The organism is Algibacter ulvanivorans (genome assembly GCF_048381495.1).
Classification (GTDB): Bacteria; Bacteroidota; Bacteroidia; order Flavobacteriales; family Flavobacteriaceae; genus Algibacter_B; species Algibacter_B ulvanivorans.
This window is the reverse complement of sequence record NZ_JBLWGD010000001.1, coordinates 1-14,185: the sequence shown is the minus strand read 5'-3', so window position 1 is coordinate 14,185 and position 14,185 is coordinate 1. Positions and strand designations below refer to the sequence as shown.

14 protein-coding genes are annotated in these 14,185 nt (G+C 31.4%); 1 reads left to right on the top strand and 13 read right to left on the bottom strand.

The genetic code is table 11. The features are described from left to right. Positions 1–60: 60 nt before the first annotated feature. From rfbD to ACNG5D_RS00030, 9 genes are read right to left on the bottom strand one after another with little or no spacing between them, the layout of a single operon-like run. On the bottom strand, positions 61–849 hold the full coding sequence (gene rfbD, locus ACNG5D_RS00070) for a dTDP-4-dehydrorhamnose reductase (protein WP_418181450.1): 789 nt from the start codon (positions 847–849) through the stop codon (positions 61–63). After that, positions 846–1,391, bottom strand: a complete 546-nt coding sequence (gene rfbC, locus ACNG5D_RS00065; RefSeq protein WP_418181449.1) for a dTDP-4-dehydrorhamnose 3,5-epimerase — start codon at positions 1,389–1,391, stop codon at positions 846–848. The genes rfbD and rfbC overlap by 4 nt, the downstream gene beginning before the upstream one ends. Continuing rightward, positions 1,388–2,254 carry a glucose-1-phosphate thymidylyltransferase RfbA gene (gene rfbA / locus ACNG5D_RS00060; protein WP_418181448.1) on the bottom strand — a complete coding sequence of 289 codons (867 nt, stop codon included), beginning with the start codon at positions 2,252–2,254 and terminating at the stop codon, positions 1,388–1,390. Before rfbA ends, rfbC begins: the two co-directional genes overlap by 4 nt. Then, on the bottom strand, positions 2,254–3,270 hold the full coding sequence (rfbB, locus tag ACNG5D_RS00055) for a dTDP-glucose 4,6-dehydratase (RefSeq protein WP_418181447.1): 1,017 nt from the start codon (positions 3,268–3,270) through the stop codon (positions 2,254–2,256). Before rfbB ends, rfbA begins: the two co-directional genes overlap by 1 nt. After that, on the bottom strand, positions 3,260–4,318 hold the full coding sequence (locus tag ACNG5D_RS00050) for a hypothetical protein (RefSeq protein ID WP_418181446.1): 1,059 nt from the start codon (positions 4,316–4,318) through the stop codon (positions 3,260–3,262). The genes rfbB and ACNG5D_RS00050 overlap by 11 nt, the downstream gene beginning before the upstream one ends. 5 nt (positions 4,319–4,323) lie before the next feature. Further along, positions 4,324–6,012 carry a DUF6909 family protein gene (locus ACNG5D_RS00045; protein WP_418181445.1) on the bottom strand — a complete coding sequence of 563 codons (1,689 nt, stop codon included), beginning with the start codon at positions 6,010–6,012 and terminating at the stop codon, positions 4,324–4,326. Positions 6,013–6,049: 37 nt separating this feature from the next. After that, positions 6,050–7,543, bottom strand: a complete 1,494-nt coding sequence (locus ACNG5D_RS00040) for a GH3 auxin-responsive promoter family protein (RefSeq protein WP_418181444.1) — start codon at positions 7,541–7,543, stop codon at positions 6,050–6,052. Then, positions 7,544–8,449 carry an alpha/beta hydrolase family protein gene (locus ACNG5D_RS00035; RefSeq protein ID WP_418181443.1) on the bottom strand — a complete coding sequence of 302 codons (906 nt, stop codon included), beginning with the start codon at positions 8,447–8,449 and terminating at the stop codon, positions 7,544–7,546. Beyond that, complete coding sequence (locus ACNG5D_RS00030; RefSeq protein WP_418181442.1) at positions 8,446–9,315, bottom strand: M23 family metallopeptidase; 870 nt, start codon at positions 9,313–9,315, stop codon at positions 8,446–8,448. Before ACNG5D_RS00030 ends, ACNG5D_RS00035 begins: the two co-directional genes overlap by 4 nt. A 115-nt stretch (positions 9,316–9,430) precedes the next feature. On the opposite strand from ACNG5D_RS00030, the gene tatA reads away from it, so the two are divergent. After that, positions 9,431–9,607: a twin-arginine translocase TatA/TatE family subunit gene (tatA, locus tag ACNG5D_RS00025; protein ID WP_418181441.1), complete on the top strand. Its 177-nt coding sequence runs from the start codon at positions 9,431–9,433 to the stop codon at positions 9,605–9,607. A gap of 78 nt (positions 9,608–9,685) precedes the next feature. Here the strand turns inward: tatA and ACNG5D_RS00020 are convergent, their stop codons facing one another. The 4 genes from ACNG5D_RS00020 to ACNG5D_RS00005 all read right to left on the bottom strand — a co-directional run. Beyond that, complete coding sequence (locus tag ACNG5D_RS00020; RefSeq protein ID WP_418181440.1) at positions 9,686–10,696, bottom strand: DUF4837 family protein; 1,011 nt, start codon at positions 10,694–10,696, stop codon at positions 9,686–9,688. A gap of 24 nt (positions 10,697–10,720) precedes the next feature. Further along, a complete protein-coding gene (locus ACNG5D_RS00015) occupies positions 10,721–12,307 on the bottom strand; it encodes a LysM peptidoglycan-binding domain-containing protein (RefSeq protein ID WP_418181439.1) in 1,587 nt (528 codons plus the stop codon). A gap of 74 nt (positions 12,308–12,381) precedes the next feature. Beyond that, positions 12,382–13,569, bottom strand: coding sequence for a phosphoglycerate kinase (locus ACNG5D_RS00010; protein WP_418181438.1), 1,188 nt, complete (start codon positions 13,567–13,569; stop codon positions 12,382–12,384). Positions 13,570–13,775: 206 nt separating this feature from the next. Then, positions 13,776–14,185 (bottom strand): hypothetical protein (locus tag ACNG5D_RS00005; RefSeq protein WP_418181437.1); only part of this gene is annotated, 410 nt, incomplete at its 5' end.

The following is a 14,185-nucleotide window of genomic DNA, read 5'->3' as shown; positions in this document are numbered from 1 at the left end:
TTTCACTCTTTTATTTCTTAAACAATAACTTTTATTGAAAAAAAGAATTATTGAACTTGTTTATTTGTTTTTTAAAACAGAATATTTTGGTCTTTTAGTTAAACTTTTGTAATTATTACTTTTAAATAATTGTATTTGTTTTGTTTTACTATTTTCTTTTAAAATTTGCTCTGCAAAATTATACCAAGTCATGGCTTTTTCGTCGCAAAAATGATATATGCCATAAGGAAGGTTTTTATCTTGAATTAATTTTATAATAAATTTTGATAAATTAACGGTATCGGTCGGGCAACCCATTTGCTCTGTAGTTATAAAAAGTTCTTTCTCTGTTTTAGCCTTATTTATTATGGTTTTATAAAAGTTTTTTCCATACGTTTTACTATACAGCCAAGAAGTTCTAACAATATAATAGTTACTTAATGTATTTTGAATGTGTTTTTCTCCTAAAAGTTTAGATTTTCCGTATTCGTTTATAGGGTTGGTTTTATCCTCTACAACGTAAGGTGTACGTTTTTCGCCATCAAAAACATAGTCTGTTGAAATATGAATTAATACAACATTATATTCACGACACTTTAATGCTATATTTTTAACACCTTCAGCATTTATTTTATAAGCTATATCGGGTGTTTTTTCGGCTTGCTCAACGTTTGTATAGGCTGCGCAATTAATACAATAATGAAAGGTATTGTTTTTAAAAAAAACGTCTAAGTTTTCATTTCTAGTAATATCTAAATTGTCTTTAGAAACAAAAACAAAATCTAAATTAATATTGTTTTCTTTAAATAATTCTTTTATAGTGCTGCCTAGTTGCCCATGAGCTCCAGTTACTAAAACTTTTTTTTTCATTTGAATATGTTTTCAAATGTTAATAGTTCTTTGTCTTTTTCTGAAACAATCATTTTTTCTTCTGGAAAGTTCCAATTTATATTTAAATATTTATCGTTGAATATAATACCAGATTCTGAAGCTTTATTATAAAAGTTATCACACTTATACGAAAAAATAGTATCATCTTCTAAAACTATAAAACCATGGGCAAATCCTCTGGGTACATAGAGTTGTTTTTTATTAACCTCATCAAGAATTATTGAAAAATGTTTCCCAAAGGTTGGCGATTCTTTTCTTATATCAACACAAACATCTAAGACTTTGCCTTTAATTACTTGAACTAATTTGGCTTGCGCAAATGTCCCTTTTTGAAAGTGTAAGCCCCTTAAAACACCTATAGATGATTTAGACATATTGTCTTGAACAAACTTTGTTTTAATACCTGTTTCTTCTATAAAGGCGTTTTCATTAAACGTTTCTAGAAAAAAACCTCTTTCGTCTTTAAAAACTTTTGGGGTTATAACGTAACATCCTTTTAAGTATGTTTCTTCTATAATCATTCTTCTAAAACTAATTTTTGAAGATAGTCTCCGTAACCACTTTTTAGTAAGGGTTGTGCCAATTTAATTAATTGCTCTTTGTTTATATACCCCATTTTATAGGCTACTTCTTCAATGCATCCTATTTTTTGTCCTTGTCTATCTTCAATTACTTGTACAAATTGCGAGGCTTGCATTAATGAGGTAAATGTACCTGTGTCTAACCAAGCGGTGCCTTTATCAAGAATTTGAACGTTTAGTTTGTTTTGTTGTAAATACACCTTGTTTACATCTGTTATTTCTAACTCGCCACGCTTACTTGGTTTTATGTTTTTTGCAATGTTTACAACAGCATTATCGTAAAAATATATACCTGGTACAGCAAAATTAGATTTTGGTTTGGCTGGTTTTTCTTCTATTGAAATGGCTTTGTTTTTTTCATTAAACTCTACAACACCATAGCGTTCTGGGTCTTGAACATGATAAGCAAATATGACACCTCCATTAGGATTTATGTTACTTTTAAGTGTTTTATCTAGCCCCGAACCATAAAATATATTGTCGCCTAAAATTAAAGCTACACTATCTTTTCCTATAAACTTCTCGCCTATAATAAAAGCCTCTGCTAAGCCTTTTGGCTCTTCTTGAATAGCATACTCAAACGAACAACCGTATGCTTTACCATCTCCTAAAAGTGCTTTAAACCTTGGCAAATCGATAGATGTTGAAATAATTAAAACGTCTTTTATTCCAGAAGATAACAAGGTGGTTAATGGATAGTAAATCATTGGTTTGTCGTACACAGGCATAAGCTGTTTGCTTACTACTTTTGTAAGCGGATATAATCTGGTTCCTGATCCTCCTGCTAGTATAATCCCTTTCATTAGTCCTGATATTTTTTAATATACCAATTTATGGTTTTTTGTATACCTGTTTCAAAATTTTCTTCTGCTTTCCAGTATAATTCACCTTCTATTTTTGATGCATCAATAGCATATCTAAAATCGTGTCCTGGCCTATCTTTTACAAAAGTTATTTGTTCTTTATACGATGTTTTTTGGGGTAAAACTGAGTTTAATATCTCACATATTGTATTTGCAATGTGTAAATTATTTCTTTCGTTATTTCCTCCTATATTATATGTTTCGCCTGCTTTACCCTTTGTAAACGCTAAATCTATACCTTTACAGTGGTCTTCTACATATAGCCAATCTCTTATATTTTTACCGTTTCCATAAACAGGAATTTTTTCTCCTTTTATAGCTTTTCTAATTATGGTTGGTATAAATTTTTCGTCGTGTTGTTTAGGGCCATAATTATTAGAACAATTTGTGGTAACAACGTTTAAGCCAAAGGTGTGATAGTAACTTCTAACAATAAAATCGGAAGAAGCTTTTGATGCGCTATATGGACTGTTTGGGGCATAGGCTGTTTGTTCTGTAAATAAACCTTTGTCTCCTAGTGTTCCATATACCTCGTCTGTTGATATGTGTAGAAATCTTGATTCTATATGGTCTTGTTTTGTATAATGCGGCGATGAAATCCAATTGTTTTTTGCAACATCTAGCAAGTTAAAAGTACCTAAGACATTTGTGTTAATAAACGCGTTAGGCGATTTTATTGAATTATCTACATGAGATTCTGCTGCAAAATGTATAACGCCATTAAAATTGTACTCTTGAAATAACTGCTCGATTAGTTTCCTATTACAAATATCGCCTTTTATAAAAGTATAGTTTTTATGATTTTCTACTTCTTTTAAATTAGAAAGCTTACCTGCATAGGTAAGCTTATCTATATTTACTATTTTAATATCTGGATACTTTTCCAGAAAGTATGTAATAAAATTAGAACCTATAAAACCAGCTCCTCCAGTTATTAAAATGTATTTATGCTTCATAATTTTTTACAAAATTAACAAGCTTATTTCCAAGAAAAACTAGACTTAATAATACGAATGCTAATATTGGAAATAATATAGAATATTTATCAAAAAAGGTAGTATAAACCGAACCTACATCTTGAAAACTAGAAATCGTATCAAAATATACATCTTCTTCAACTTGTTGAGATTCTAGCGCTGTTAACTCACGTCTTAATTCTAGTTCTTTTGATAACAATTCAAATTCCTTTGTCTTTACTCGTTCTTGAACTAAAGACATTCCTCCTTCTTTTAAGGTAACTGGCGTATTGTTTGTGCTTGCATCTGCTTTCATAACATCAATATAAACTCGCTTTAAAGAATCTACTTGATTTAAAGATTTTCTAACACGCTCTTTATTTAAATTAATAAGCGAATCTCTTTTCTGCATTTTCTTTACAGAGTAAGTATTTGTAAATGTAGAATTTAGGCCTTTTTCTAGAGATCTAAAAATGTTTTTTTTATGAGATTTTACAGCAATTTGGAATATATTTCCAGAATACACACTTCTGTTTTCTAAATAATCTTCAATAGAAATATCTTGTGCTCTTACACTATCTACAGCTACAATAAATTCTTCAAACTGTAAAATACGATCATTTTTTGTTTCTGGGCCTGGGTTAATTTCAAACTCAATAAGGCTTTTTGTTGCTTCTTCATCTATTTCAAACAAATTACCTAATTGTACATAATCCTTATCATCAATTAAAGCATTATAATAATTAATGTTAGTTACCAACTGAAATTTACTATCAAAATACGGCTTAACAAGCATTTCTGATGAGTATACATCACTTTTAGTTTTTTCTAAAGCATATCCTAAAACAGCAGCAACTAATAAAACACCTACAATAATTTTATAATTATCAATAATAGCTTTTAGCGCGTAAATAACAACCGAGAAAATGGCTTTAAATATAGAACCTATAAATTTAATAAACCTATCGAATGCACTGCCAATAAGTTTAAACAATTGTCCTAAATCTACTTCTTCAGATTGAGGTTGTTGTGGTAAATCTTTACTCATAATTTTTAATTAAATATTTGTTCTAATATGGTTCTTGTTATTAAATATGTTGGTCTAACACCCGATGTACCTAAACCACCCGATGCTAATGTTGCTCCTGTTTCTAAAGGGTTATCGCTAGCGTAATAAGCATATCTTACTTTTACATCTGGCCCTATACTACCTCTTACTCTCGAGGCTGCTTGTATGGCTTTTTGGTAATGCGCGCCTTCCATTTCTAAGCCTATAACATTCCAAGTGGAATTATAAAAGAATTTTAAAATGTCTTTGTTTTGAAGCGATGTTCCTAAAACGGTTATCATTGACCCCTCAAAAACGTTTACACCTTTGCCTTCTAAATCTTCTCTTTTTAACTCATTTTCAAATGGGTAGTTATCTGCTGTGCCTTCAAAAATATGTGCCGATGGTATCATAATATCGCCTTTGCCTCCTTCTAAAATACCTGCTTTACCCATGATTGAAACAGACTCTACATTTAAATGTGTTTTTTTTCCTTTTTGTTTATACGGTTTTAATAATTCGTCTATAGTTTCATAAGCTTGCTCTCCAAAAGCATAATCCATTACTAAAATAACAGGCTTTTTTTTCTTAATATTTGTTTCGGTAATATTAAGGTCTAGTTTTGAAGTATCTATTTTTTCTGTATCAAATATTTGAACATCAATATTGGCTCCAGAAGTATCTTTAATATAAATCATCCCCTTTTGCAACGCTACTTTAGTAACTTTATTGCGAAGGTCTATATTATCTTTATTACTTAATGCTTCGTAAACCTCAAAAATATCTTTTTTGGCTACTATTGATTTTAATGCGCTTGGTGTAAACAATGTATTCATTACACTATGCATATTTGCGCTAATTATGTGTATTGGCCTTTCTAGTAAATTGTTTTTAAACAAGTAATCTTTTACTGTATTTGCCCAAATTTCGCCATGTATATGGTGCCCAATGCGTTCTCTTAAAACAGGGCTAAAGGTTACTGTTCGTTTATTACTATTTACCAGCTCCTCGATAGCTAATTTTCCTAACCAATATACTATATGTAATAATCGTTCGGGTTGCGTAGGTGTTGAAAACTCGTTGTATACAGTTGTTAACTCATTAAATGTTCTGCCTAAAATATTTGCGGTGTGTGTAATTGCTACCTCGCGTTCTTCTTGCGTAAGTTTCTTTTTAGACAATACTGCTTTTTCAAGCTTTACCCAATCTCTAGTTGTAGTTCCTTGATCGTCTATTACTACACGGTTACTTATTTTATGCGATTCTATAAAAAGAAAAGTAATATGTGTTAGTATATCGTATATCTCTGATCGCCCTCGTGTAATTTCAATATTCATCTGTTCATCATCAATGCGATAACAGTTTCTACGACGTTTTTCTGGAATTATGGCTTTAAAATGCGAGTTAGAGTATCCTTCGTCGCTTGTTAAGTTAATAAATGTACATTCTTCAATACCTTGTGGTAATCTATCAATAACATATAACAAGCCTTCTAATTCTGCTTTTTCGTCTCCTATAGATCCATAAATTTCTGGACGTAAAAGTAATAAGGATTGCCTTAGAGTTTCGCCAGAAACCCCCATAGGCTTATAAAAACCACGGTTAAATAAATGACGCATAGTAACATACATGCGCTCGATAGCATTAGAGCTTTCTTGGGCACGTGTTCTTTCATGAAGTTTTTTATTACTCATAGTTAGTTTGGTTGGGTCAAAGATAAGACTATTTGTGTTAATTTTTATACGGAAAACCATCTACTATCTTTCTGTCGTTTGATAGTCGAGGAATCTTGTTTTGCCCGCCTAATTTTCCAATGGATTTCATATAATTTTGAAAACCTCCTTTTTCTACTTTAGTAATTTTAAGAGGCTGCAATACATGACCTTGTATTAAATCGAAATAATATGTGTTTTGTTTTTGAAGCGATATATCTATTTTTTTTGCTAATGCTGAAAGGTTTTCTGGTTCGTTTTCAAATTCTACAAACCATTCGTGATATGGCAATCCTTCTTTAGGGGTAATTTGGGGTGCTACTGTAAATTCTGTAACACTTATATTTGAATTTAAAGTAGCTTCTTGCATAGCTTGTTCTACTTCTTTACCTATAACATGCTCGCCAAATGCCGAAATAAAATGTTTTATTCGTCCAGATACAATAACGCGATATGGCTTTACCGAGGTAAACTCTACTGTATCTCCTATATTATAGGACCAAAGTCCTGCATTTGTTGAAATTATCATAACATAATTTACACCTACCTTAACATCTTTAATTGTAATTCGTTTTGGGTTTTCGTTAAAAAACTCATCGGCTTTAATAAACTCATAAAAAATACCCGAATTAAGCTGCAAAAGCATTCCTTTTTCGTTTTGTTTGTCTTGATATGCAAAAAAACCTTCGCTTGCTGGGTACAATTCTATACTATCAACCTTTCGTCCTATTAAATTTTCGAATTTACTTCTGTATGGCTCGTAATTAACGCCTCCAAAAATAAATAAGTTGAAATTTTTAAAAATATCGCCTACTTTTTTTCCTGTTTTTTGCTGTAATTTTTCAAAATACATTTGTACCCACGACGGAATTCCAGATATAATAGTCATGTTTTCTGGTAACGTTTCGTTTACTATTGCATCAACTTTTGTTTCCCAGTCTTCAATACAATTTGTTTCCCAAGATGGTAGTCTGTTTTTTTGCAAATATTTAGGCACATAATGTGCTACAATACCCGAGAGTCTTCCTAATTGTACTCCGTTTTGCTCATTTAAAATAGGGCTACCTTGCAAAAAAATCATTTTTCCATCAACAAACTTTGCGTTACCTGTTTCATGAATATACATTAATATAGCATTTCTGGCTGCTTCAACATGACTTGGCATACTTGCTTTGGTAATAGGTATATATTTAGAGCCCGATGTGGTTCCTGAGGTTTTTGCAAAATATAATGGTTTCCCTTTCCAAAGGATATTGTTTTCGCCAGCTACTACCCTATCTACATAAGGTTTTAATGCTTCATAATCTCTAACTGGTACACGCTTTACAAAATCGTTATAATTATTAATACTTATAAAATCGTGATCTTTACCAAATACTGTTTCGGCTGCTGAAGAAATTAATTCTTTAAACACCTTTTCTTGGGTTTCAATTGGGTTGTTAGCCCATTTTTGAACCTTTTTATAAACACGTTTTGCAAATGGTTTTGCTAGTACAGATTTTAATGATAGCATTTATTTTGTGTGTAATTTAAACCAATTAATTATTAAACTATCTCTTTCTTTTTTAACATTAGTTAAAGCGTGATTTCCGCCTACAAAAACCTTAAAATTTAGGTCTTTTTTATTTTTGGCTTTTAACGAATCTATAAGCTGTTTTGCTTCTTCTACTTGTACTCTATTATCGTCTGTTCCGTGAAGTATAAGTAAGGGTTCGTTTATTTTATTATGCCAATAAACCGCAGATCGTTTTATGTATTCGTTTCTGTTGTTTATAGTATCGCCAAACAAAGGTTTATAAACATTATGATACATGTTTTGCCTAAATTTGATGGCTTTAAACTTGTTTGTTGGCGCACCTACTACTGCTATACTATTAATTTTATCTGTAAGTTTTGAGACTTGATATGCATTCATTCCTCCTCTTGAATAGCCTAAAATATGAATGTTTTTTTCATCTACAAAATCTAACGCTTTTGCAATATCTATTAATTTTAAAATATCATTTACATCGTCTCCACCAAATTCGTCTATACCTTCACTAGATATATTTCCTCTTAATTGAGATGCTAAAACCACAAAACCATTTGCACTTAAATGGGTAATCATATTAAGTTGATATGTGTTTAGCATGCCATAACTTTGATTGCCACCTCTACAAAAAATTATTGCTGGATACTTTTTATTACTCTGCTTATTTGGTTTTGCTATAAAGCCTTCAATAATTAGGCCTTGCGAGTTATATCTAATTTTAAAAGCATCTACATTATGACTATTGAACGATTCTGATTTATTTAATAATTGTTGATAAACAATATCTTTATTAAAGGTTTTTGGTTGCTGCTTTTTGCATGATAAAGAAACAAAAAACAACAAGAAAACAGTTTTAAAAACAAGTGCTTCACAACAAACTATTTTCATTTAAAATCTATAAAATTTGTTGGGTTAATAGGAAATCCATCATTCCAAAGTTCAAAATGCAAATGTGGCCCTGTAGATAATTCGCCTGTGCTTCCTGCAGTAGCAATAACTTCGCCTGCTTTTACTAAATCGCCTTGTGCTTTTGTTAATGTAGCATTGTGTTTATAAACCGAAATTAAACCATAACTATGCTCTATAATAATTACATATCCTGTGCTTGATGTCCATTCTGAAAAAATAACAATACCATCGGCAGTTGCTTTAATTGGTGTATCTTTTGCTACAACAATATCGACAGCATAATGTTTTTCTTTAGCATTATAATGTTCGCTAATTGTACCACTTACTGGAGGGAACAACACAAAATTTGTTGCCGATGTTGCCGACTCGAAAAGATTATATTTATCTTCTTTGTCTACTTTTTCTCGAAGTAAAGAATCTTCGGCTATTGGATTTAAATCTACTTCGCTAGCTTCTAGTTTTACGGCCTCAATAATAGAGTCTTTATTAAAATTTACTGCATTTACATCGCCTGTTAATACGTTTTTAATAGACTCGTACAAACGATCATTCATATTAATAACGCGTTGTAAAGAATCTGTTTTAAAACTCAGCTCTGTAGCTTTCTTTTTTAATGCTGTTGAAGAATATCCTGGTATATACTCGCGTAATGGTGTAAACGCTATTAGCAAATAAGTAAGGGTAATTAAAAATATAGCTAATAAAGAAGTAAACACGAAAACATTTAATCGTGTTAATTTAAAAGACAAACGCTCTTCAAACGTGTTTTCGTTAAGTATCATTAAGCGATACTTATCGAGTAATTTTCTTTTTATTTTTTTAGGTTTCTTTTTTTTTTCTTCCATGCAAAACAAAAATAAATAAATTTATAACAAGACTTAGCTAACAGTATGCTAAAGTTGAATTTTAAACGACTTTATTAAACTTTAATTATTAACTTTGTATTTTAAAATCATTATTATGAGCTTATATATGTTACCATTAGCAATTGGACCTTGGCAAATAGCATTAATTGTTGTGGTTGTTTTACTTTTATTTGGAGGTAAAAAAATACCTGAATTAATGCGTGGATTAGGTAGTGGAATTAAAGAGTTTAAGGACGCTAGTAAAGAAGAAGAATCTGCAGAAGAAAAATAAAAGATAAATACGTTTTATCTAAAAACAAAAAAACCAGCTTGTTATTAGCTGGTTTTTTGTTTTTAGATTTATTCTCTGCTAATCTATTTTAACAGATTTTATTACCGATTCTAGCTCGAGCATATAATTACGCTTCTCTACCGATGGCGCAAATATAAAACCTTCAATACCAATCCATCTTTTATTTACTTTATCTTCGATAGTATAATTTATAAACGAGCCTCCCATAAAATCGTTAGTTAGTTCCCATAAACCCTTTGTTTCAAAAGCTGGTTTGTTATCTAGAATAGTTTCAGCATGGAAAGGTGTATATGCACTTTCTGTAACCATATAAGAGCTAATTTTATTTCCGTTGGCATTAACAGTTCCGTCTAATCGGCCTTTAAAATACACTTTACCTATAGAATCTCTAACTTTTATTACTTGATTTACAGTACTATCATTTCTTTTAATAGCATTATATGGCAACTCGTAAATCATTAAATGCGAGTGTCCTGTTGTAATGTCTTTTCTAAACCAAAAGAATTTATCGGTTTCTTTAGCGGCTTCGTAAATGGATGCAAACTGAATGGTTAAGCCTAATTTTTCTTTAATAGACGTAAAACTATGTGGCGATTTTGCCATTTGTCGTTGTCTTTCATTTAACTCGGCATTTCTAAAGGTTTCAATAATTTTAGGTTCGTTAGTTTTTAAAACATTAATAATATCCTGTTTTGTTTTTCCTGAAACTACTATTACTTTTTGTGGTCGCGCATAAACATCGTCTTTAATAATTATACCTGCTTCTTTTCCTGGTACAATTTTTAAAACGGTTCTGTTTTTTGTAACAAAACCCGAGAAAACAGATGGCGGAATTTGGCTTATTGTAAACATGGGTTCGTCTTGAGGCAAACCATAAATAGGTTTAGCTAGTACTTGCCTAATAGCTTCGCCTATTTGCCCGTCCCAAGAATCGTTTTCTGTTACAACAGATACGTTGTTAATAGCTCCAGAAGCATCTGGAAGAAATCTTTCTTTTGATGATTTTTTACCATCTCCACATGACATTAAAAGGGTAACTGCCAGCATAGATAAAATAAGATATCGCATAATATTTTTAATGTTTTTAAGAATTTAACTTTTAGCTATTTTAAGTTTCATTCCAGGTTTTAATTTACTACCACTAATACCGTTCCAATCTTTAATATTTTGAATAGAAACTCCAGAAAATTTTTGAGATATACTCCATAATGAATCTCCGTTTTTAACGGTATAAATAATTACTTCGCCAGAAATGGGTTTTGGTTTTATAGTTATTTTCGTTGAAGACGTAACGTTTACATTGGGTTTTCTAGGATAAATTATTAGTTTTTGTCCTATTTTTAAATTGTTACTTCTTAAACCATTCCACCTTTTTATTTGGCTAACTCTTACGCCATATTTTCTGGATATTTTCCCTAAATAATCGCCCGATTTTACTTTATAAGTTGTTTTAGAGTCGGCTTTTAAAAATTGTGGCATTGGTTTTTCGCGCTTGTCAAATTCTGCTTTAGCAAAAGCGTAAATTTTATCTTCGTTATTAACAAATGTTCCTACAACATCTCGTGGCAATCTTAACACATAGTTTTCTCCTTTAATAAAAGGAATAATATCTAACTTATATGAAGGGTTTAAAAATTGAAGTTCTTCAATTGGAGTGCCTGTTACTTCTGATACTTGATCGAGCGTTATCATGTGTTTTACTCTAACGGTATCGGTTTCAAAATGGGCAAACTCTGGTTTATATTTTTTAAAGCCATGCTCTTTGGCATACTCAAAAATATACATGTTTGCTAAAAATGCTGGCAAATAACCAGCGGTTTCTCTAGGTAAGTTATGCCTAATATTCCAATAGTTTCTATACCCTCCAGAACGCCTAATAGCTTTCCCAACATTTCCAGGACCAGAGTTATATGCTGCTAGCGCCAAATCCCAATCGCCAAATATTTTATACAATCTTGCCAAATATTTTGCTGCTGCTTCGGTAGATTTTATGGGGTCGCTACGCTCATCGACATAACTACTTACATCCAAACCGTACTCTTTGCCTGTGCCAAACATAAATTGCCACAATCCTGTTGCTCCAACTCTAGATTTTGCTCTTGGTTTTAACGCCGACTCTACAATTGCTAGGTATTTTACTTCTAAAGGAATATCGTATAAATCTAATTCGCGCTCAAACATTGGGAAATAGAACTGACTTAGCGTTATTAGACGTTGTATAGATTTACGTCTGTGTTTTAAATAAGATTTAATTACACTTTCTAACGAGGGGTTGTATTCTACATTAAAAGGCGTTCTAGCATCTAATGCTTTTAAACGCGCCTTGAGTGTATCTGTATGTAGTTCTGGATATTCAACTGGCTTATAATCTAGCTCGGTTATGGTTTTATACATGGTATCGTACAACCTATTACTATATAGTTCTTCAAACCAAGCCTTGTCTAGTTTTAAAGCAAACTCGTTGTCTTCTAACTTACGTATTGTTGTACTATCAATTACTGCTTCTATAACTTTAACAACATGCGTATTGTCTTTAATTATAGAATCTTTAATCGATGTTGTTTTTAAGTTTATAGTGTCCTTTACTCTATTATTTTGAATAGAAACCGAGTCTTGTTTTTGTGAAAAACAGACACTTAAATTAAAAAGGTATATTATTATAAAAAAACGAAAAGCCATAAAATCTATTCATTAATGAACGATATTATGGCTAAAATCGTATTTTTAAAGGTAATTTGAAAACTTATTTCAAATTATTCTAAAATAGCTGCTATTCCTGGAAGTGTTTTTCCTTCTAGGCTTTCAAGCATAGCACCGCCGCCTGTGCTTACATAGCTTACTTTATTTTCGAAACCAAATTGTTTAACGGCAGCAACAGAATCGCCTCCACCTACAAGAGAGAAGGCGCCATTTTTAGTGGCTTCGGCAATAGAATTTCCTAACTCGATAGTTCCGTTTGCAAAACTTTCCATTTCAAAAACACCTAACGGACCATTCCAAAGGATGGTTTTTGATTGCATTACAACATCATGAAATAATTTAACAGATTTAGGGCCAGCATCTACACCTTCCCAACCTTCTGGAATTGCTGTAATATCTACGGTTTGTTTATTAGCATCGTTACTAAAAGCATCTGCAGCAATAGTATCAATAGGAATATGTATTTGTACATTTTTAGCTTTAGCTTGCTTTAAAATATCTAAAGCCAACGGCATTTTATCATCTTCACAAATAGAATTTCCAATGTTTCCGCCTTGAGCTTTTACAAACGTAAACGCCATACCGCCACCTATAATTAGGTGGTCTACTTTATCTAAAATATTTTCTATAATGGTAATTTTTGAAGATACTTTTGCGCCTCCTAAAACAGCTAAAACTGGTTTTTCTCCTGTTTCCATAACTTTATTAATGCTTTCAATTTCTTGAGCTAATAAGTTTCCAAAACATTTTTTATCTTCAAAAAACTGCGCCACAATAGTTGTTGATGCATGCGCTCTATGGGCTGTACCAAAAGCATCATTAACATAAATATCGCCTAATTTTGATAGTTTTTCGGCAAAATCTTTATCGCCAGCTGTTTCTTCTTTATAGAAACGTAAATTTTCTAGTAATAAAATTTGTCCTGGTTGTAGGTTTGCTACCGCTGCTTCAACATCGTCACCTACACAATCAGAAAGTGTTTTAACTTCAACACCTAATACATCTTCAACTTTACTAACGATATGCTTTAATGAAAACTCGTCTTGAAAACCTTTAGGGCGCCCTAAGTGCGACATTAAAATACAACTACCACCATCTTCTAAAATTTTAATAATAGTTGGTTTTGCTGAAATAATTCTTGTCGCATCGGTAACCTCGAAATTTTCATTTAAAGGCACATTAAAATCTACTCTTATTAATGCTTTTTTATTAGCGAAATTAAAATCGTTAAGCGTTTTCATTATTATATTTTTAATTGTTTATAATTCTTTGTATCTCACAAATGTAACTAATTATAAACTGCTAAAAAACGACTTTTTTCACGAAAACGATGTAGCTACAAAATTAATTATAAAGCATTACATCTTTACTATTAAATAACAAAAACTGGCTGAGCCTTTTAGTGTCTTCAACCAGTTTTACAATTAAAGCTAGTTAATCAATCTAATTAGGATACCTTTTTTAGTTTAGTTGTTTTTTTGCTATTAACATTTTTAGCTTTCTTTTTTGGCTTTACTTTTTCAATCGCTTTAGTTTTAGCTTTCTTCTTTTTATTTGGTTTTGCTACTTTTAACTTTGCTACTTTTTTAGCTTGTTCCTTTTTTGCTTTTGCCTTAGCTTTCGCTTTTGCTTTAGCTGCTTTAAGTTTTGCCTTTTTCTTCGCCTTAAGCTTTGCTGCCTTTAACTTTGCTGCTTTTTTAGCTTGTTCCTTTTTTGCTTTTGCCTTAGCCTTCGCTTTTGCTTTAGCTGCTTTAAGTTTTGCCTTTTTCTTCGCCTTAAGCTTTGCTGCCTTTAACTTTGCTGCTTTTTTAGCTTGTTCCTTTTTTGCTTTTGCCTTAGCCTTCGCTTTTGCTTTAG

What these genes read in the sequence shown, in the direction of transcription:
- rfbD (WP_418181450.1), bottom strand. Translation starts at nt 849, where the DNA reads ATGAAAAAAAAAGTTTTAGTAACTGGAGCTCATGGGCAACTAGGCAGC.
- rfbC (WP_418181449.1), bottom strand. Translation starts at nt 1,391, where the DNA reads ATGATTATAGAAGAAACATACTTAAAAGGATGTTACGTTATAACCCCA.
- rfbA (WP_418181448.1), bottom strand. Translation starts at nt 2,254, where the DNA reads ATGAAAGGGATTATACTAGCAGGAGGATCAGGAACCAGATTATATCCG.
- rfbB (WP_418181447.1), bottom strand. Translation starts at nt 3,270, where the DNA reads ATGAAGCATAAATACATTTTAATAACTGGAGGAGCTGGTTTTATAGGT.
- ACNG5D_RS00050 (WP_418181446.1), bottom strand. Translation starts at nt 4,318, where the DNA reads ATGAGTAAAGATTTACCACAACAACCTCAATCTGAAGAAGTAGATTTA.
- ACNG5D_RS00045 (WP_418181445.1), bottom strand. Translation starts at nt 6,012, where the DNA reads ATGAGTAATAAAAAACTTCATGAAAGAACACGTGCCCAAGAAAGCTCT.
- ACNG5D_RS00040 (WP_418181444.1), bottom strand. Translation starts at nt 7,543, where the DNA reads ATGCTATCATTAAAATCTGTACTAGCAAAACCATTTGCAAAACGTGTT.
- ACNG5D_RS00035 (WP_418181443.1), bottom strand. Translation starts at nt 8,449, where the DNA reads ATGAAAATAGTTTGTTGTGAAGCACTTGTTTTTAAAACTGTTTTCTTG.
- ACNG5D_RS00030 (WP_418181442.1), bottom strand. Translation starts at nt 9,315, where the DNA reads ATGGAAGAAAAAAAAAAGAAACCTAAAAAAATAAAAAGAAAATTACTC.
- tatA (WP_418181441.1), top strand. Translation starts at nt 9,431, where the DNA reads ATGAGCTTATATATGTTACCATTAGCAATTGGACCTTGGCAAATAGCA.
- ACNG5D_RS00020 (WP_418181440.1), bottom strand. Translation starts at nt 10,696, where the DNA reads ATGCGATATCTTATTTTATCTATGCTGGCAGTTACCCTTTTAATGTCA.
- ACNG5D_RS00015 (WP_418181439.1), bottom strand. Translation starts at nt 12,307, where the DNA reads ATGGCTTTTCGTTTTTTTATAATAATATACCTTTTTAATTTAAGTGTC.
- ACNG5D_RS00010 (WP_418181438.1), bottom strand. Translation starts at nt 13,569, where the DNA reads ATGAAAACGCTTAACGATTTTAATTTCGCTAATAAAAAAGCATTAATA.